At 72.3% G+C, this 17,139-nt stretch carries 15 protein-coding genes, 1 pseudogene and 1 CRISPR repeat array; of the genes and pseudogenes, 9 read left to right on the top strand and 7 right to left on the bottom strand.

Features of this window, described 5'->3' with window-relative positions:
* Positions 1-77: 77 nt before the first annotated feature.
* Genes cas7e through cas2e form a run of 5 tightly spaced genes read left to right on the top strand, consistent with a single transcriptional unit; the run spans position 78 to position 4,196 of the window.
* Positions 78-1,298: a type I-E CRISPR-associated protein Cas7/Cse4/CasC gene (gene cas7e, locus ACIQM0_RS28045; protein ID WP_401291699.1), complete on the top strand. Its 1,221-nt coding sequence runs from the start codon at positions 78-80 to the stop codon at positions 1,296-1,298.
* A complete protein-coding gene (gene cas5e, locus ACIQM0_RS28040; protein WP_401291697.1) occupies positions 1,299-2,051 on the top strand; it encodes a type I-E CRISPR-associated protein Cas5/CasD in 753 nt (250 codons plus the stop codon). It begins immediately after the preceding gene.
* A gap of 1 nt (position 2,052) precedes the next feature.
* Complete coding sequence (cas6e, locus tag ACIQM0_RS28035) at positions 2,053-2,862, top strand: type I-E CRISPR-associated protein Cas6/Cse3/CasE (protein WP_401291694.1); 810 nt, start codon at positions 2,053-2,055, stop codon at positions 2,860-2,862.
* Between the two features lie 9 nt (positions 2,863-2,871).
* A complete protein-coding gene (gene cas1e, locus ACIQM0_RS28030) occupies positions 2,872-3,849 on the top strand; it encodes a type I-E CRISPR-associated endonuclease Cas1e (RefSeq protein WP_401291691.1) in 978 nt (325 codons plus the stop codon).
* The gene (gene cas2e / locus ACIQM0_RS28025; protein WP_385029951.1) at positions 3,846-4,196 is read left to right on the top strand and encodes a type I-E CRISPR-associated endoribonuclease Cas2e; all 351 of its coding nucleotides are present in this window, start codon (positions 3,846-3,848) and stop codon (positions 4,194-4,196) included. Before cas1e ends, cas2e begins: the two co-directional genes overlap by 4 nt.
* 189 nt (positions 4,197-4,385) lie before the next feature.
* Positions 4,386-5,512: direct repeats of the CRISPR family, unit length 29 nt; unit sequence CTGCTCCCCGCGCGTGCGGGGATGAACCC.
* Between the two features lie 269 nt (positions 5,513-5,781).
* Here cas2e and ACIQM0_RS28020 read toward each other — a convergent pair.
* From ACIQM0_RS28020 to ACIQM0_RS28010, 3 genes are all read right to left on the bottom strand, one after another.
* Positions 5,782-7,233: a flotillin family protein gene (locus ACIQM0_RS28020; RefSeq protein ID WP_401291688.1), complete on the bottom strand. Its 1,452-nt coding sequence runs from the start codon at positions 7,231-7,233 to the stop codon at positions 5,782-5,784.
* A 76-nt stretch (positions 7,234-7,309) separates the two neighbouring features.
* Positions 7,310-7,819, bottom strand: coding sequence for a hypothetical protein (locus ACIQM0_RS28015; RefSeq protein WP_363021145.1), 510 nt, complete (start codon positions 7,817-7,819; stop codon positions 7,310-7,312).
* Between the two features lie 106 nt (positions 7,820-7,925).
* The gene (locus ACIQM0_RS28010) at positions 7,926-8,411 is read right to left on the bottom strand and encodes a peroxiredoxin (protein ID WP_401291685.1); all 486 of its coding nucleotides are present in this window, start codon (positions 8,409-8,411) and stop codon (positions 7,926-7,928) included.
* Between the two features lie 97 nt (positions 8,412-8,508).
* Between ACIQM0_RS28010 and ACIQM0_RS28005 the strand changes: the two genes are divergently transcribed.
* From ACIQM0_RS28005 to ACIQM0_RS27995, 3 genes are all read left to right on the top strand, one after another.
* Entirely contained in the window at positions 8,509-9,243 is a 735-nt protein-coding gene (locus tag ACIQM0_RS28005) for an alpha/beta hydrolase (protein ID WP_401291683.1), read from the top strand.
* 143 nt (positions 9,244-9,386) lie between these two features.
* Positions 9,387-11,060, top strand: a complete 1,674-nt coding sequence (locus ACIQM0_RS28000) for a SpoIIE family protein phosphatase (RefSeq protein WP_401291861.1) — start codon at positions 9,387-9,389, stop codon at positions 11,058-11,060.
* 41 nt (positions 11,061-11,101) lie between these two features.
* Complete coding sequence (locus ACIQM0_RS27995) at positions 11,102-11,554, top strand: hypothetical protein (protein ID WP_401291680.1); 453 nt, start codon at positions 11,102-11,104, stop codon at positions 11,552-11,554.
* Here the strand turns inward: ACIQM0_RS27995 and ACIQM0_RS27990 are convergent.
* Both ACIQM0_RS27990 and ACIQM0_RS27985 read right to left on the bottom strand, forming a co-directional pair.
* The gene (locus tag ACIQM0_RS27990; protein ID WP_401291677.1) at positions 11,512-12,360 is read right to left on the bottom strand and encodes a GNAT family N-acetyltransferase; all 849 of its coding nucleotides are present in this window, start codon (positions 12,358-12,360) and stop codon (positions 11,512-11,514) included. The two genes, ACIQM0_RS27995 and ACIQM0_RS27990, sit on opposite strands and share 43 nt — an antisense overlap.
* Before the next feature lie 49 nt (positions 12,361-12,409).
* A pseudogene (locus ACIQM0_RS27985) lies at positions 12,410-13,803 on the bottom strand (hypothetical protein).
* 173 nt (positions 13,804-13,976) lie between these two features.
* On the opposite strand from ACIQM0_RS27985, the gene ACIQM0_RS27980 reads away from it, so the two are divergent.
* Positions 13,977-15,290 (top strand): molybdopterin-dependent oxidoreductase, encoded by a 1,314-nt coding sequence (locus ACIQM0_RS27980; RefSeq protein ID WP_401291674.1) that lies wholly within the window; start codon positions 13,977-13,979, stop codon positions 15,288-15,290.
* A gap of 349 nt (positions 15,291-15,639) precedes the next feature.
* Here ACIQM0_RS27980 and ACIQM0_RS27975 read toward each other — a convergent pair whose 3' ends face one another.
* Complete coding sequence (locus ACIQM0_RS27975) at positions 15,640-16,443, bottom strand: class I SAM-dependent methyltransferase (protein ID WP_401291671.1); 804 nt, start codon at positions 16,441-16,443, stop codon at positions 15,640-15,642.
* A complete protein-coding gene (locus ACIQM0_RS27970) occupies positions 16,440-17,063 on the bottom strand; it encodes a DUF2064 domain-containing protein (RefSeq protein ID WP_401291858.1) in 624 nt (207 codons plus the stop codon). Before ACIQM0_RS27970 ends, ACIQM0_RS27975 begins: the two co-directional genes overlap by 4 nt.
* Between the last annotated feature and the right edge of the window lie 76 nt (positions 17,064-17,139).

The raw sequence follows: 17,139 nt of genomic DNA, 5'->3' as shown, positions 1-17,139 counted from the left end.
CGGGGACACCGCATCATCGCCTCTGCCTGCCGGGTGCTCCACCACCGGATCATCCGCACGACCGACAAGGACCCTTCGTGAGCCGCACCATTCTCGACGTGCACATCCTCCAGACCGTTCCGCCCAGCAACCTGAACAGGGATGACACCGGATCGCCGAAATCCGCGGTGTACGGGGGCGTCCGGCGTTCCCGTGTCTCCAGCCAGGCGTGGAAGCGGGCCACCCGGACGGCGTTCCGGAACCTCCTCGACCCCAGCGAACTGGGTGTGCGCACCCGGAAGGTGGCCGAGGCGCTGGCCGAGCGGATCATCGCCCAGGACGAGACGCTGAGCGACCAGCGGGAGAAGGTACTCGCCTTCGCCGCGGAGACAGTCGCCGCGGCGACCGGCACCAAGGTCGAGGCTCCCAAGCGCAGGGCGAGTTCGGCCAAGGAGCGGGCCGAGGGTGGGGAGGAGGCTTCGGAGCCGGCACCGGAGTCGTCCTATCTCCTGTTCCTGAGCACGCGCCAGATCGACGCCCTCGCGGGCCTGGCGGTCGAAGGGCTGCGGTCGGGCGAGCAGGCCAAGGAGTTCTTCAAGAACAAGGAGAGGAAGGCCAGGGCCAGGGCTCTCGCCAACAGCAGTCACTCCGTTGACATCGCGCTCTTCGGCCGTATGGTCGCGGACACCACCGACATCAATGTGGACGCGGCCGCCCAAGTCGCTCACGCGATCGGGGTGCATGCGGTGGAGACCGAGTCCGACTACTTCACCGCTGTGGATGACCGAAATGCCTCCGACGAGTCCGGGGCCGGAATGATCGGCACCGTCGACTTCAACTCGAGCACCCTCTACCGCTACGCCGCGGTTGATGTGGACCGGCTGCACGACAACCTCGGAGCGGGATCGAACGACGGGAGCCCCGCGACCGAGCCGGTACGCAGGGCCGTCGAGGCGTTCCTGGAGGGCTTCATCACCTCCCTCCCCACCGGCAAGATCAACACGTTCGGCAACCACACCCTCCCCGACGCCGTCGTGGTGAAGCTGCGGACGTCCCGCCCGATCAGCTTCGCCGGTGCCTTCGAGGCGCCTGTGGTCGCGAAGGGCACGGGAGGCCATGTCGAGGAGGCATGCACGGCACTCGCTACGTACGTGCCCGGTGTCGAGGCGGCGTACGGAGCCGAGAAGGACACGAGCACGTGGGTCGTGCGGGTCGGATCAGCCACGGACGCGCTGGCGGGCCTGGGTACAGAGGTCACCCTGGCCCAGCTCGTCGAGTCGGTGGGTGCGGCAGTCGGCGACCGGCTGGGCGGCGTCTGAATGAGCGTCCTGACCCTCCGGCTCGCCGGTCCGCTCCAGGCCTGGGGCTCTTCGGCCCGTTTCTCGCGCCGCACCACGGATTCGGCGCCCACGAAGAGCGGAGTGGTCGGCCTTCTGGCCGCGGCGCTCGGACGCCCCAGAGACGCTGATCTCTCCGACCTGGCCGCGTTGCGCTTCGGCGTACGCATCGACCAGCCGGGCACCCGTATCCGGGACTTCCAGACCGCGCACCACGACGACACGGGCAAATCCATGCCGGTGTCCGAACGCTTCTACCTCGCGGACGCCGTGTTCGTCGCTGGGTTTGAGGGCGACGAGGACCTGCTCGTACGACTGCTCGCAGCCGTACGCCATCCTGTCTTCCTGCCCTTCCTCGGTCGGAGGTCATGCCCGCCGAGCCGCAACATCGATATGGGGCTGCATCCCGGAGCCGAGCTGGCCGCGACGCTGGCCGCCCACGAGTGGCAGGCGTCCGACTGGTACTGCCGACGGCGGCGCAAGGACGAGTCCGTCGACCTCACCGTGCTCCTGGAAACCGGGCCCGACGACGACGGTGCGGAGGGGCCGGGTGATGCGGTACGGGATCAGCCGATCAGCTTCGACCCGCGTCACCGGCGGTACGGGCTGCGAGGAGTGGTCGCGCGAACGGTGACGGTTCCCAACCCCCGTGCCGACCGGAGGAACGAGCGGGCGGCCCTCGCCTCGCACGATGCGGTGGGCCACCTCACTCAGCTGGACAGGGACGGTGCCTGACATGTACCTCACGCGCTTTCGCTTCAACGCGGCGAGGACCGGTGCCCGGCGACTGCTGACGTCACCACAGATGCTGCACGCCGCGGTGATGTCCTCCTTCCCCGACGCACCCCCCACACCCGACGGGGGACCACGGGTGCTCTGGCGGATCGACTACAACTCAGCGGCCGAGGTGCTGCTGTACGTCACCAGCCCGGCCAGGCCGGATCTGACACATCTGGTGGAGCAGGCGGGCTGGCCGACGGCGGAGCCCCAGGGCTGGTCGACGTACGACTACGCCACCTTCCTGACCGGGCTGTCCGCCGACAGTGTCTGGGCGTTCAGGCTCACGGCCAACCCGGTGCACAGCATCCGTCGCAAGGAGGGCGAGCCGACGAAACGCACCGCGCACCGGACGCCCCGCTACCAGATCGAGTGGCTGCTCAAGCAGCAGGACCGCGGGGGCTTCGCCATCGTGGAGAAGGCGCCGGAGGCCCGTCGTTTGGAGCGGGGGGACGAGTACGAGCTGGCGGTGGGCGGGGCCCGGGGGCTGTCATTCAGTAAAAACAGTGCCTCGTCCGTCATGAACAGTCCCTCGTTCGGCAATAACAGTGCCTCGTCCGGTAAGGACAGTTCCGCCAATAGGGGCAGCTCCGGCAGTAGGGGCAGTTCCGCGGCGGCGGGCAGGAACGCCGTACGGATCGCCGCCGTGACCTACCAGGGCCGGCTACGGGTGACCGACCCCGAGGTCTTCCGCCTGAGGCTGGCTTCCGGACTGGGTAAGGCGAAGGCCTACGGCTGCGGGCTGATGACCCTTGCTCCCGTGGTGTGAGGACGGACCATGACCTCTTCGTCGCTGGGAGCTCGCAAGCTCTCGTCACCGCGTGAACTGAGCAGGGTGGGGGACCGGCTGTCCTTCGTCTATCTGGAGCGGTGCGTCGTGCACCGTGACGCGCACGCCATCACCGCCGAGGACGCGGAGGGCACGAGGCACATTCCGTCGGCGACCATCGGAACACTCCTCCTCGGCCCCGGAACCCGCATCACCCATCAGGCCATGAGCGTCCTCGGCGAATGCGGAGCGGGCGTGGTCTGGGTCGGTGAACACGGAGTCCGCTTCTACGCGGGCGGGCGTGCCCTCACCCGCTCCTCCGTCCTGGTGCAGGCTCAAGCCACGGCGTGGGCGAACCAACGCCGACGCCTGGCGGTCGCCCGCGACATGTACCGGCTGCGCTTCCCGGACGAGGACCCGGCCCGCCTGACCCGTCACGAACTGCTCGGGCACGAGGGCACGCGCGTCAAAGCCTGCTACCGCAAGGAGGCTGCCCGCACCGGCGTCCCCTGGCACGGCCGTCACTACACTCCGGGCGACTTCGCATCCGGCGACGCGCCCAACCAGGCGATCACCGCGGCGGCCCAGTGCATGTACGGCATCGCCCACGCCGTCGTGGCCGCTCTCGGATGCGCTCCGGGCCTAGGGTTCGTCCACTCCGGCCACGAGCTGTCCTTCGTGCTGGACATAGCCGACCTCTACAAGACAGAAATCGGCATCCCGGTCGCGTTCGACGCCGCGGCCGAGGGCCCCGAAGACATCGGCTCCCGAACCCGACGCGCCTTGCGGGACGCCGCGAACCGTACGGGCCTGATGGACCGCGTGGTCACCGACATCAAGCAACTCCTCGGGGCCGGGAGCGGTTCTGGAACCGGCGCTGATGCTGATGCAGGCGACGAAGAATCACGAGATCAGGTGATGCTGCAGTCGGACGGTGGCACGGAGCTCAGTGCCGGGCGTAATTACGACGAGGGCGTCATCTGGTGACGGTCATTGTCCTCACCAACTGTCCGATGGCCCTGCGCGGATTCCTCACGCGCTGGCTTCTGGAGATTTCCCCGGGCGTCTTCATCGGCGGCCCCTCCACGCGCGTGCGCCAGGCGCTGTGGGCGGAGGTCAGGCAGTATTCGGGCCAAGGGCGAGCGCTCCTTGCGTACAGCGACAACAGCGAGCAGGGGTACGCCTTCGAGACCCACGACCACAAGTGGCACCCGGTGGATCACGAGGGCCTCACGTTGATCCTCCGCCCGAAGGACAGACCGCCGCCCGCTCTGTCCCCACCCACCAAGGGCTGGAGCAAGGCCGCGAAGCGGCGTCGGTTCGGGGGGTCTTGAGGGCGTCGAGACGTCTGCGTCGCCGAGGTTGATCGAACCGAGTCACACCACTGCCATCCCCGCTGCCCGCGCCCGTCAATGACCGGAGCGGTGGCGGCCCCCGAAGGTGACGAGAGGGGTGAAATGTCCGAGTTGCTGAAGCTGCTCGAGTTCAGCCAGTCCGTCGGATAAACCCGCAGGTCACAGAGTCTGCTCCCCGTGCGTGCGGGGATGAACCCTGCCGCCGGGTGCGGTACTCGCGCACGCGGCCCTGCTCCCCGCGCGTGCGGGGATGAACCCCGTCCTCCTCCGGCATCGGCGACGCGTTGGGGCTGCTCCCCGCGCGTGCGGGGATGAACCCCACGTAGATCGTGATTGGACCCTTAACGTTTGCTGCTCCCCGCGCGTGCGGGGATGAACCCCTCCGGACCCAGTTCCCGGTGTACCCGCTGCGCTGCTCCCCGCGCGTGCGGGGATGAACCCGACCAGCTCGCCGCCGCCATCGCGGCGCACCCCTGCTCCCCGCGCGTGCGGGGATGAACCCCGATCGGGTGGATCGACTGACGGATGACGCCGCTGCTCCCCGCGCGTGCGGGGATGAACCCCTGATCCTGTCCACCATCGGCGTGAGCCTGTTCTGCTCCCCGCGCGTGCGGGGATGAACCCCCGATCGGCATGCCCTCCATGAACTGCTCGCCCTGCTCCCCGCGCGTGCGGGGATGAACCCATGTCGTTCAACGACACCGAACTCAGCGTCGTCTGCTCCCCGCGCGTGCGGGGATGAACCCACACCGAGATCACCCGGCGCAACAAGCCGGCCCTGCTCCCCGCGCGTGCGGGGATGAACCCGCCGCCGGACGGCCGTGGACGACCGCGAGATGCTGCTCCCCGCGCGTGCGGGGATGAACCCGCCTCGCGCTCCTCGCGCCTCCGGTCCCGGTACTGCTCCCCGCGCGTGCGGGGATGAACCCAGGCCCGGAACACGACGAACCCCCCGGGCTTACTGCTCCCCGCGCGTGCGGGGATGAACCCAGCGTTGGTCTCAGCCTCTGAGCAGCAGTTACCTGCTCCCCGCGCGTGCGGGGATGAACCCGGTCTCCCCAGAGGCGATCGCTTCGCGGACGGCTGCTCCCCGCGCGTGCGGGGATGAACCCTCGGCCTCTGTCCACTGGTCCAGCACCCATCCCTGCTCCCCGCGCGTACGGGGATGAACCCAACGGCGGGGACACGAACGGGGCTTACACCGGCTGCTCCCCGCGCGTGCGGGGATGAGCCCATGTAGAGCTGGGTCTGGCGGACGGCTAAGGGCTGTTCCCCGCGAACGCGGGGATGAACCAGAAGCACCAATCTGCTCAGGTGAGTAGGTTGGCTGCTCCCGCGCGCGCCGTGCCACTCGGCTCGGCGCCGTCGCGTCCGTACAGGCAGACCCCCGCACCGCACCAGCCGGCCTCGCGGCGCCGGGGGACAGACGCCCGTGTGCCCGAAGGCGAACACCCACGACGCCCGCGTGCTCGAGGCGGACGCCCACGCGCCCCAGGTAAACGCGCGCGTGCCCGGACGGTGGGGAACCGGCCGGGCACGTGGGTGTTGCTGTCGGGGGCGGACGTCAGTCCGTGACCTCGATCTTGCCGTTCTGGTTGGTCGAGGCCGCGGTGGCCGTTTCCGGCTGGGCCGGGATCTCCGACTTCGGGGTGGCGCCCCTGAGGTTCTTGAGCAGGGCGGTGAGGTCGACGCCCGTGGTGGAGCTGAGGAGCTCCATGCCCTGGGCGACGTTGTCCGTGACGGTGCGGGACAGCTGGCTCGCGCCGTCCGTCGAGATCACGGTCAGCTTGTCGATGGCGCTCAGCGGCTCGGACGCCTTGGCGACGACCTGCGGGAGTACCTCGACGAGCATCTGGAGCACGGCCGCGTCGCCGTACTGGGCGAAGGCGTCCGCCTTCTTCCGCATGGCCTCGGCCTCGGCCGAACCCCTCGCGGCGATGGCGGCGCCCTCGGCCTCGCCCTCGATGCGTACGGCGTCGGCGAGTGCGGAGCGGTGCAGCTTCTCGCCCTCACCGGTCAGGCGGGAGCGCTCGGCTTCCGCCTCGGCCTCCTTGACCTGGGCGATACGGCGGGCCTCGGCCTCCTGCTCGGCCTGGTAGCGGGCGGCGTCGGCGGGCTTGCGGACCTTGGTGTCGAGTTCGCGGTCCGTCAGCGCGGCCTGGCGCTCGGCGACCTTCTCCTGCTCCTGGAGGACTTCCTGCTGGCGGGCGGCCTCGGCGAGGGGGCCGGCGGCGTTCGCCTTGGCGGCGGCGGCCTCCGTCTCGGCCTTGATCTCGGCCTGCTTGAGGTAGAACGTCCGCTCGGCGATGGCGATCTCTTCTGCGGCCTTCAGCCGGGCCTGCTCGGAGGCGCGGCGGGCGATCGCCTCGGCGATGTCCGCCTCCTGCTTGGCGCGGGCGGCCTCGGGGCGGCCGAGGTCCTCCAGGTAGGAGCCCTCGGTGGTGATGTCCTGGATCTGGAAGGCGTCCAGGATCAGGCCCTGGCCGGACAGGCTGGCCTCGGCCTCCTCCGCCACCTGGCCGGCGAACGCGGCCCGGTCGCGGATGATGTCCTCGACCGACATCCGGCCGACGATGGCACGCAGTGCGCCGGAGAGCACTTCCTGGGTGAAGCCGACGATGCCGTTCTGCTGCTGCAGGAAGCGCTGGGCGGCGGCCCGGATCGCGTCCTCGCTGCCGCCGACCTTGACGATCGCGACGCCTTCCAGGTTGGACTTCACACCGCGCAGCGTGACGGCACCGCGCACGGCGATCGGGATGTGCCGGCTGGACAGGTCCAGGGTGAACTTCTGCTGGACGAACGGGACGACGAAGACGCCGCCGCCGACGACGACCTTCTGGCCGCTGTTGTCGATGCTGGCGCGCCCGGTCACCGGGTCGACGGACTTCTTGCCGCGGCGGCCGGTGATGATGAACGCCTCGCTGGGCCCGGCCACCTTGTAGCGGGTGATGACCACGAGGGCCAGCAGGACGAGGAGTACGACGACTCCGACGATGGCGATCAGTACTGGACTCATAAGGGTGTCCCCCTCTGCCTCCCGTCGGGGACGGCAGTTCTGTTGCGAGCGGTGGTGGGGCGGCCGGTTTGCCGGCTCAGCGTTCGACGGGGCGGACCGAGACCGAGGTGGTCGAGAGCGTGGCCTCGACCCAGATCTCGGTGCCGCGTGCGACCGGCACCGGGCTCTTGGCCGACAGCTTCACGACATGACCCCCCAGCCGCAGCAGTACCTCTCCGTAGCCGTCGGCCGGAATGGCCGTGACCACGGAGCCGGCCGAGCCGACGAGATCCGAGTCCCGCGGCGTGGCGCTGGTCTGGTCCCGCATCAGGGCCTGGCTGAACTTCCAGGTGAGCCAGGCGGCGACCAGACCGGCGAGGACACCGGCCCCGACGGCTGCGAACGTACCGACACCGGTCGTGCCGAGCACGATGGCGCCGCCGAAACCGAGCATCGAGACGAATCCGGCGATCACCGGAAGGGAGAGCAGACCGTCGAAGAGGCCGTCCAGCACGCCTCCGAAGAGGCCTTCGAGTATTCCGTCGAAGATCAGGGACAGTGCGAGCAGCACGATTCCCGCAATGCCGAGACCGAGAAACAAGGTCACGTGATCACCCCTCCCGGTCTGCGGAATCCCCCGAACATTTCCGTCGAACTGGCTGGATGGTCCCATACATGCCGGTCCGGTGACACTGCCGGGTTCCGGCAGTCTTCTAGGCGTTCCGGATGCCGGAGAGGTGGTCCGCCAGTGTGTCCAGTGACTGGAACGTGGCCCCGAGGAGTGCCACGTGCTTCCAGCGCAGCACTCCCTCCGCGTCGATCAGGAACACGGCCCGGCGCACGCCGATGCCCGGCGCCGCCACCCCGTACGCGCGTGCGATCTCGCGGCCGGTGTCCGCCAGCAGCGGCATCCGCAGGCTGTGGGCGCGGGCGAAGGACTCGTGGCTGTCCACGTCCTGGGGGCTGATCCCCCAGACCTCGGCGTCGAGTCCCTCGAAGGTCTCCATGCCGGAGGAGTACGAGCAGAGCTGCTTGGTGCACACGGCCGTGTTGTCGCCGGGGTAGAAGGCCAGGACCACGGCCCGGCCGCGGGCGGCGGAGAGCGTGTAGTCGCGGCGTTCGAACGTGTCACCGTCGAGCGCCCCGCCCGCGAGGGTGAAGTCCTGGACGGTACTGCCGAGTTGCGGTGAAGATCCCATGGTGTGTCCTTCGGTGTCCGGCGCTGCGGCGGTGGTGCCGCCCCTGCTCCGTACAGCATGCTCGGTACCGCTCCACCCATCCGCACCGGAGGTAGGCATGACACGACGACGACCGCCCGAGTCGGCGGTACTCCTGCTGCACGGCGGACGGGAGACCGGGGTCGGGGCGCCGCCGCCCGGACCGTTCAACCTGCCCGCGGTGCGGATGCGTCCGTTCGCGCACGCGCTGGGGCGGGCGCTGCCGGGGGACGTCCTGGTGCGTGCCGTCCGGTACGGGCACCGGGGCTGGAACGGGTCCCGGGCGGACCCGCTGCACGACGCCGTGCGCGCCCTGGACGAGGTGCGGCGGGAGGCGGGGGAGATCCCGGTGGTGCTGGTGGGGCACTCGATGGGCGGCCGCGCCGCACTGAACGCCGCCGGGCACCCACTCGTACGGGGTGTGGTCGGTCTCGCCCCGTGGTGCCCGGACGGAGACCCGGTCGAGCAGCTCGCCGGGCGCGACGTCGTCCTCGTGCACAGCACCCGCGACCGCGTCACCAGCCCGGAGGCCTCCCGCACGCTCACCGCACGGGCGCGCCGGGCCGGGGCCCGTACCTGTCTGGTCACCGTGCACGGCAGCGGCCACGCGATGCTCCGCCGCGCCCCCGCCTGGCACCGGCTGACCACGGCCCTGGTCACCGGGCTGCTGGGGCGGGCCCCGCTCCCCGGCCCCGTCGCCGAGGCCCTGCTGCTGCCGCCGGAGGCCCCGGCCGAGGACGGGACCGTCGATCTGGACCGGCTGCGCGCCGACGGCCTGGCGAGCGGGGCGGCGCCTCCGGTCCGCCCGCGCTGATCGGCGGCGGGCCGTCCGGGGATGCGGGGGCGGTGCGGGCAGCCGACGATGAGGGGCCGGGCAGTCGGGCGGCCCGCGCCCCGCTCCAGGAGGTTGCCTTGCAGGCCGATGAGTACGCCGGCGGTCCGCCGCCGCTCGACACCATGGCGCTCGCGGCCCTGATCGGCGGCACCACGGCCGGGGTGGCGGTCCTCGACACCAAGCTGCGCTACCTCTACGTGAACCCGGCCCTCGAACGGCTCAACGGCATCCCGGCCGCCGAGCACCTGGGCCGTACGGTCGCCGAGGTGCTCCCCGGGATCGACGTCCGCGAGGACCTGATGCTGGCGGTGCTCTCCGACGGCCGGCCCCGCGAGATCACCTCCAGCGGCCGGACCCCCGCGTCCGGCGCCGCCCGGCGCTACTGGCACGGCGCGTACCACCGGCTGGAGGTGGCCGGCCGGGTGGTGGGCGTCGCGGGCATCCTGCTGGAGGTCATGGCCTCCGACGAGGAGCAGCGCCAGCTGGCCCAGGCCCGCCGCCATCTGAGCCTCCTGGACAGCGCGAACACCCGCATCGGCACCACGCTCGACATGGACACGACCTGCGCCGAGCTGGTCGACCTCGTCGTACCGGGGCTCGCGGACCTCGCCACGGTCGAGGTCTTCCCGCCGGACGTCGCCCCGCCGGTGCGCCCCGCACCGCCCGGGGTGACCCGGCTGAGACGGGCGGCGCTCACGGCGGTGCCGGGGCTGCGCGAGCGGCTCGCGCCCTTCGGAGTGGCCGGCGACTACGTCGACTACCAGGAGGACGCGGCCGTGACGCGCTGTCTGGCCACCAACCAGCCGGTCGTCGAGAACCTCACGGGCGACGAGCGGCTGGGCCGCCTGGCACCCTCCCCCGAACGGGTGGCCGTCTACCGGTCCCTCGGGATGCACTCGGCGGTCGTCGTGCCGGTCTCCGTGCGCGGCGGGCCGATCGGTGTCCTCGCCCTGGTCAGGGCGGGGGACTCGCCGACCTTCACGGAGCAGGACGTGGTGGTCGCCCGGGAACTCGCCGGACGGGCGGCCGTCGACCTCGACCACGCGCGCCGTTTCACCCACGAGCACACCATCGCCCTGGAGCTCCAGCGCTCCCTGCTCTCCGAACCGCACCCGCCGCACCCGCACATCGAGGTCGCCACCCGCTATCTGCCGGCCGACCGGAGCGTGCTGGTGGGCGGCGACTGGTTCGACATCATCCCGCTGCGCGACGGACGGCACCTGAAGGCGATGGGCGATGTGATGGGGCACGGGGTGGAGGCGGCCGTCGCGATGAGCCACTACCGCTCGCTGCTGCGGCTGCTCGCCGACGAGGAGCTGCCGCCGCACCGCATCCTGCGACAGCTCGACCGGATGGTGGAGCGGTCCGGTCTCGACCGGGCGGCGACGTGTCTGCTCGCGGTGGTCGACCGGGCCGGCGGGATGTGCCAGGTGTCGAGCGCGGGCCACCTCCCGCCGGTGTTCATCGAGCCCGGGGCGGCGGGGACCCGGCTGGGCGACGTACCCGCGGGGCCGCCGCTCGGCACCGGGTTCGGCGGCTACCGGACGACGGAGGTGCGGTGCGCCCCGGGCACGGTGCTGTTCATGTACACCGACGGCCTGGTGGAGCGGCGCGGAGAGGACATCGACGTGTCCGTCGGCCGGCTCCTGGACCTGAAGCTGCCGGCGAGCGGGAATCTGGAGGAGCTGCTCGACGACGTCCTCGACCGCTTCGGTCCGGGCGCGGAGGACGACATCGCGGTGATGGCCTCGCGGGCCCTGTCCGGACCCGCCCGGGATGGGCCCGGACAGGGGTGAGCCCGGGGGCGCTGTCAGTGGCGGCTGCGAGGATCGGTGTCATGAAGCCCTTCCTCCTCGCCGACATCGAAGCAGCGGTCCGCAGCAGCTGGGGCCCCGACACCACCACGCCCGCGTACCGGCCGCACTGGACCCCCGCCAACCCCGCCCGCGACCAGTGCGGGGTCACCGCCCTGGTCCTGCACGACCTGCTGGGCGGTGACCTCGTACGCGGTGAGGTCCGGGTCGGCGGGGTGCGCACGGACTACCACTGGTGGAACCGGCTGGGCCCGGGGACGGAGATCGACCTCACCCGCGAGCAGTTCGCCCCCGAGGAGATCGTCACCGGCGGCACGGCCGTTCCCCGGCCCCCGGAGATCGTCCGCCTGCGCGAGGAGTACGAGCTGCTCCGGGACCGGGTCCTGGGGCTGCTCCACGGGAGCGCCGCACCGGGTGAGGACCGGGCCGGCGGTCAGCCCAGTTCGAGGCTGGTGATACCGAACAGCCCGGTGTGATCGACGTCCGGTGCCGGCCCGGTGTACATGCGGGCCGTCTCGAACGACGGGGTGAGGCCCAGCTGTCCGGCGAGCCGTACCGCGGCCGGGTTGACGTCGGGTACGTCCACCGCGACCGGGGTCGACGGATCGGTGGCCGCGAGCGCGCTCACCAGGGCGGCGGCCGTCTCCGGCGTGGCCGCGTACAGCGGGCCGATGCGCGAGGACGTACGGCAGGCGCGCAGCACGGCGAGCCCCTCCACCTCCCCCTCGCGCAGCGCGACCAGCGCGGTGCGGCCGGGAGCGGTGGTCCAGGCCGCCAGGAATCCGTCGCGCTCCGCCGGGAAGAACCGGCGGTCGTACGCGGTGACCTGGCCGAAGGGCAGGGTGCGGGCGTCGGCCAGGGTGACGCCGGGCGGCGGTGCGATGTCCACCGGCACCAGCCCCTCGTACCGCATGTTCGTCCAGACCGGGCGGAAGCCGGACCTGCGGTAGTTGGCCTGCTGCTCCACCACCCCGTCGAGGCCGGTGTTCCGCCCGTCCAGCCGGGCCGTCCCGGTGGCCCAGAGCCGGCTGCCGTAGCCCTGGCCGCGCAGTTCCGGGCGGGTGAGGTAGAAGCCCAGGAAGCCGTGGTCCGCGCCGTAGCGGATCACGGAGACGCAGGAGACGGGCGCACCGTCGAGCCTGCCGATCAGGAAGCCGCAGGGATCGGCGGCGAAGAAGGCCTGACCGTCGGTCAGGCCCGGGTTCCAGCCCTCGGCGTGGGCCCAGTCCGCCATCATCCTGATGTCGTCCGCGCTTGCTGTGGTGATCTCGAATGTCGGCACGGAACCACCCATACCAGGGCGCCGGCCGTTCCACGACAGTCCGCCGCGTTCACCACCCGGTCCAGAGCAGACTGTTGACGAGCAGGGCGACGGCCGCCTGGGCGGCCAGCCAGCCGCGGCGGCCGGGCGTGGGCAGCAGCGCGGCGGCGGGCAGCAGCCAGAGCATGAAGGGCTGCCAGATCCGTTCGGTCTCCGCCTTGCTCATCCCGGACAGGTCGGCGGCCAGCAGGGCGAGGAACGCCGCGAGTACGAGCAGGACCAGCCGCTGCGGCGCGGCGGCGGTCTCCGTCCGCAGCGCGCCCACCGCCCCGGGCACGGCCGCCGCGCTCCGGCGCAGGCCCGCGACCGTCGCCGGTCCGACGGCGATCACGGTGCACGCGAGGTTGGCCCAGACCCAGTACGAGTACGGGCGGAATCCGCCCGCCGCCTGGTAGTAGCGCTCGACCAGCAGGTGGTACGCCTCCCACCAGTCGAACCCGGCCAGGGTGAAGGCGACCGGTGCGGCCAGGGCCCCCAGGACGAAGAGCGGGACCGGCCGGGCGGTGCGGGCGATCAGGAGAACGGCCAGGAGCGGCAGGGCGACGAGCGCCAGACCGTAACTGAGGTAGCAGGTCAGTCCGTACAGCAGCCCCGCGCCGAGGGCGGCCGCCGCGGGGCTGCGGACCTTGCCGGTCGCGGCGAGGCCAGCAGGGCGACGGACCAGGCGGCGACGGCGGCGAAGTAGCCGTCCGCCGAGGTGCCGGCCCAGACCGCGACCGGCGCGAGGACGAGGAAGGGCGCGGCGCGGCGGGCCGTGCGCTCGTCGGCCAGCACACGGACGGCGACCAGTGCGGCCAGCGCGGCGGTGGTGCCGGTCACGACGCACCAGACCCCGGCCCAGGCGCCGCCGCCGAGCCCGATCCGGTCCAGCAGGACGAAGGTGAGGGTGGCGCCCGGCGGGTGACCGGCGACATGGGTGGGCCAGTTGCCCGGCGGGCCGATCAGGATGTGGTCGTTGAAGCCGCGCAGGGCGGCACCGATGTCGTCGAAGCGGCCGATGGCCCTGAGGTACTCGTGCTTGGTGGTGAGGCGTTCGGCGATGCCGCGCCCCCAGCCGTCGATCAGCGCCAGGGAGAAGACCCAGGCGAGCGAGGCGCCCCAGCAGACCGGCAGCAGGGCCCGCCAGCGCAGCCGGTCGGCCAGGGCCGGACCGTACGCGACGACGGCCACGGCGACGGCCGGCGCGGCGGCGGTGCCGGGCCCGACGTGCGGGTACCAGGTCGCGAGCAGCGGCGGCCAGTGGACGTACAGGACGCGGTCGAAGTCCTTCACGGCCCGGCCGACGAGCACGGCGGCGACGACGAGCAGCACGCCCGCGCCGGCCGCGGCCAGGTCGAGGCGGTGGCCGGTGCGGCGGTCGCTCTCCGGTTCGGTGCGCCGCTCCGCGCGGTCCTTGGTCTTCACCCACGCACGGTATGCACGCCGGGGCGGCGTGGGCGGGTGCGGACGGGGCGCGTCACCGAACCGTCAGATTCCGCACCCGACCAGGGCCGTCGCGGACCGCAGTCGGATGACGTCAGCGTTTCGTCAGGAGTCGCAGAAGCCCTGCCCCGGTACCCCGGGCATAGCGTCGGGGCATGGGCGACAGACGTCGGTTCCGACGCTTCAGACTTCCCGCACCCCTGCCCGGCCTCTCCTCCGGCCGCGCCGCCGGGCTCCTGGAACGGACCCCCTCCGCGCCCGGTTTCTGGCGCAGCCCGGTGCGCGGGGTCCGGTTCACCGCGGTGCTCGGGCTCGTCCTGCTCGGTGGGATCACGCTGCTGTTCGTGACCGGTCTGCTGTCGTACGCGGCGTACAACCCGGACCTGAACCCGGTCAACGACAAGACCCCGGACAAGGGCCTGCTGGGGTTCTACCTCTTCGCCTGGCCGACCGGTCCGCACTGGCTGTACCGGCTGACGCAGGGGCTGCACGTCACCGTCGGGATCGTGCTTGTCCCGGTGCTGCTGGCCAAGCTCTGGTCGGTGGTGCCGAAGCTCTTCGCGCTGCCGCCGGCCCGGTCGGTGGGCCATGCGCTGGAGCGGCTGTCGCTGCTGTTCCTGGTGGGCGGGGCGCTGTTCGAGTTCGTCACCGGACTCCTCAACATCCAGCTGGAGTACCTGTTCCCGGGCTCCTTCTACCCGCTGCACTTCTACGGGGCGTGGGTGTTCTTCGCCGCGTTCCTCGCCCACGCCGGGCTGCGGACCCCGCAGGCCGTGCGGGCGCTGAGGTCGGGCGCGCTGAGCGGGAACGTGCCGGGGGACCCGCTGGCCTCCCCGGCCCCGGCCGCGCCGACGCTCTCCCGGCGCGGGGCGCTGGCCATGGTGGGCGCCGGTTCGCTGGTCCTGCTGATCACCTCGGCGGGCCGGAGCTTCGACGGGCCGCTGCGGCAGATCGCGCTGCTCACCCCGCGCGGCGCCGCCGAACCCGGTTCGGGCCCCAACGGTTTCCAGATCAACAAGACCGCCGCCGCTGTCGGGATCACCACCGCGGAGACGGGGGAGGGCTGGTGGCTGACCGTCAGCGGACCCGCCGGTGACCTCCGGTTCACCCGGGAGCAGCTGCTGGCCATGGACCAGTACAGCGCGGCGCTCCCGATCGCCTGCGTGGAGGGCTGGTCCACCTCTGACCAGTGGTGGCGCGGCGTCCGGCTGAAGGACCTGGCGGAGCTCGCCGGGTACCCGCGCAACCCGCCCGGGGTGCTGGTGGAGTCCGTGCAGCGCAGCGGACCGTTCCGCCGGGCGGCGCTCCGCGACAACCAGGTCCGCGACCCCCGCTCGCTGCTGGCGTTGCAGGTCAACGGCGAGGACCTGTCCCCCGACCACGGCTACCCGGCCCGGATCATCGTCCCGGCCGCGCCCGGCGTGCTCAACACCAAATGGGTGTCCCGGCTGACCTTCGGAGAGCTGTGAGGAGAGCTGTGAGAAGAGCTGTGAACAGGCTGAACCCCCGTGACCTCGTGCGGCGCTGGTACGGGGAGGGCCCGCTGCACCTCCTGCTGATGGCCGCCTCCTTCGCGCTCGCGGGATACGCGGGGGTGCGGCTGCTGGCCGGCGACACGTTCGGCGTCGTCGTCTGGTTCGTCGGCGCGGCCCTCGTGCACGACCTGGTGCTGGTGCCGCTGTACGCGAGCGCGGACCTGCTGCTGCGGCGCTCGCTCGCCCCGCGCCCCGGCCTGGTCAACTTCGTCCGGGTGCCGGTCTTCCTGTCCGGCCTGCTGCTGCTGATGTGGTGGCCGCTGATCACCCGGCACACCAGGCGCTACGAGCCGGCGAGCGGGCTCTCCCCCGATGTGTTCCTGGGGAACTGGCTGCTGATCACGGCCGCGCTGTTCGTGCTGTCGGCGCTCTGGCTGGTCGTCAGGACGCTGCGGCCGCGGCGCAGGGAGACGAAGGTGCGGCCGTCCGCCTCCCACTGATCGACGGTCAGCCAGCCGAGGAGTCCGGCGTACCGCAGCAGTGCCGGTGTGCCGAGCCGGGCCCAGGGGAAGGGCGCGACGGGCGCGGCCCGGTCGCTACGTCCGTCGTCCAGCTGGACCCGGACCCGCTCGTCGATGTCCTGCGGGGCGGTCTCCGCGATGAGCAGCCCGCCGGGGGCGAGCACGGCCGCCGTCCGGTGCAGGAGTCTGCGCGGGTCGCCGCCGATGCCGATGTTGCCGTCGACGAGCAGGACGGTGCCCCAACGTCCCTCGCCCGGAAGGGGTTCGAAGACCGAGCGGTGCAGGGCGGAGCCGCCGAGCCGCAGGGTGCGGGCCACCGCCGCCTCGCTCACGTCGATGCCGAGCGCACGGTGGCCGCGGGCCGCCAGCGCCGCGACCAGCCGGCCGGGCCCGCACCCGATGTCCAGGACGGGCCCCTCGCAGCGGTGCAGCGCGGACAGGTCCGCGGCGTCCGCGCCCGCGCACCAGCGCTCCACGTCCAGCGGCAGCAGCCAGCCGTCCGTACGGCGCAGGAACAGCGGACCGTGACCGTTGCGCAGGGCGTTGGCGTACGGGTCGGTGCTCCAGGAGGTGGTGTCCGGGTGCGGCGGGCGGACCGTTCCGTGCCGGGGAACCGTCTGGCTCATCGGGCCACCGCCCCGGTCAGTCCGGCGAGTACGGAGGCGAACCGGCCGTGCGGCGCCAGGGCGGCGACGTCCACGGCGTCGGCAGCCGTGTCCACGTCCCGCAGCCTGGGCAGGTCACGCACCGCCAGCCCGGCCCCGACCAGCCGCCGGCGCTGCACCGCGCCGGTCTCCGGCACGGACATCGGCACCCCGCGCAGCAGCTCCGGGTCCGGCTCGGCCAGGCCCAGCGCCCAGAAGCCGCCGTCCTCGGCCGGGCCGAACCAGGCGTCGCAGCCGTCCCAGGAACCGGCGCGGAGCGCGGGCGCCAGATCGGCGGCGGTGATCTGCGGGGTGTCCATGCCGATGAGGAGCGTCGGCCCCGTGCTGCCGCCGAACGCGGCGGCCAGCCGTTCGTCGAGGCCGCCCGCGCACTGGCCCACCACCTCGATGCCCGGCGGCAGCCACGGCCCGGGCGCCCCGTCGAGGACGAGCACCCGCCGCGCGGCGGGCAGTGCGAGGACGGTGCGCAGGGTGTCGGCGAGCGAGGCCTCGGCGAGCCGTGCGGCCTCCCGCGGGGTGAAGGGCGGCGTCAGCCGGGTCTTGACCCGGCCGGGCAGCGGTTCCTTCGCGATGACCAGCAGGGTCACCGGCCCGACGGGCGGGGCCCCGCCGACGGCTCCGGTTCCGGCGCCCTTTGTCCCGCCGGTACAGGCCGCC

Origin of the sequence: Streptomyces sp. NPDC091387 (genome assembly GCF_044756945.1) — a bacterium.
Classification (GTDB): Bacteria; Actinomycetota; Actinomycetes; order Streptomycetales; family Streptomycetaceae; genus Streptomyces.
The sequence above is the reverse complement of the archived record's forward strand: the minus strand, read 5'-3'. Positions and strand labels throughout refer to the sequence as shown.

What these genes read in the sequence shown, in the direction of transcription:
- cas5e (WP_401291697.1), top strand. Translation starts at nt 1,299, where the DNA reads ATGAGCGTCCTGACCCTCCGGCTCGCCGGTCCGCTCCAGGCCTGGGGC.
- cas6e (WP_401291694.1), top strand. Translation starts at nt 2,053, where the DNA reads ATGTACCTCACGCGCTTTCGCTTCAACGCGGCGAGGACCGGTGCCCGG.
- cas1e (WP_401291691.1), top strand. Translation starts at nt 2,872, where the DNA reads ATGACCTCTTCGTCGCTGGGAGCTCGCAAGCTCTCGTCACCGCGTGAA.
- ACIQM0_RS28020 (WP_401291688.1), bottom strand. Translation starts at nt 7,233, where the DNA reads ATGAGTCCAGTACTGATCGCCATCGTCGGAGTCGTCGTACTCCTCGTC.
- ACIQM0_RS28010 (WP_401291685.1), bottom strand. Translation starts at nt 8,411, where the DNA reads ATGGGATCTTCACCGCAACTCGGCAGTACCGTCCAGGACTTCACCCTC.
- ACIQM0_RS28005 (WP_401291683.1), top strand. Translation starts at nt 8,509, where the DNA reads ATGACACGACGACGACCGCCCGAGTCGGCGGTACTCCTGCTGCACGGC.
- ACIQM0_RS28000 (WP_401291861.1), top strand. Translation starts at nt 9,387, where the DNA reads ATGGCGCTCGCGGCCCTGATCGGCGGCACCACGGCCGGGGTGGCGGTC.
- ACIQM0_RS27995 (WP_401291680.1), top strand. Translation starts at nt 11,102, where the DNA reads ATGAAGCCCTTCCTCCTCGCCGACATCGAAGCAGCGGTCCGCAGCAGC.
- ACIQM0_RS27980 (WP_401291674.1), top strand. Translation starts at nt 13,977, where the DNA reads ATGGGCGACAGACGTCGGTTCCGACGCTTCAGACTTCCCGCACCCCTG.
- ACIQM0_RS27975 (WP_401291671.1), bottom strand. Translation starts at nt 16,443, where the DNA reads ATGAGCCAGACGGTTCCCCGGCACGGAACGGTCCGCCCGCCGCACCCG.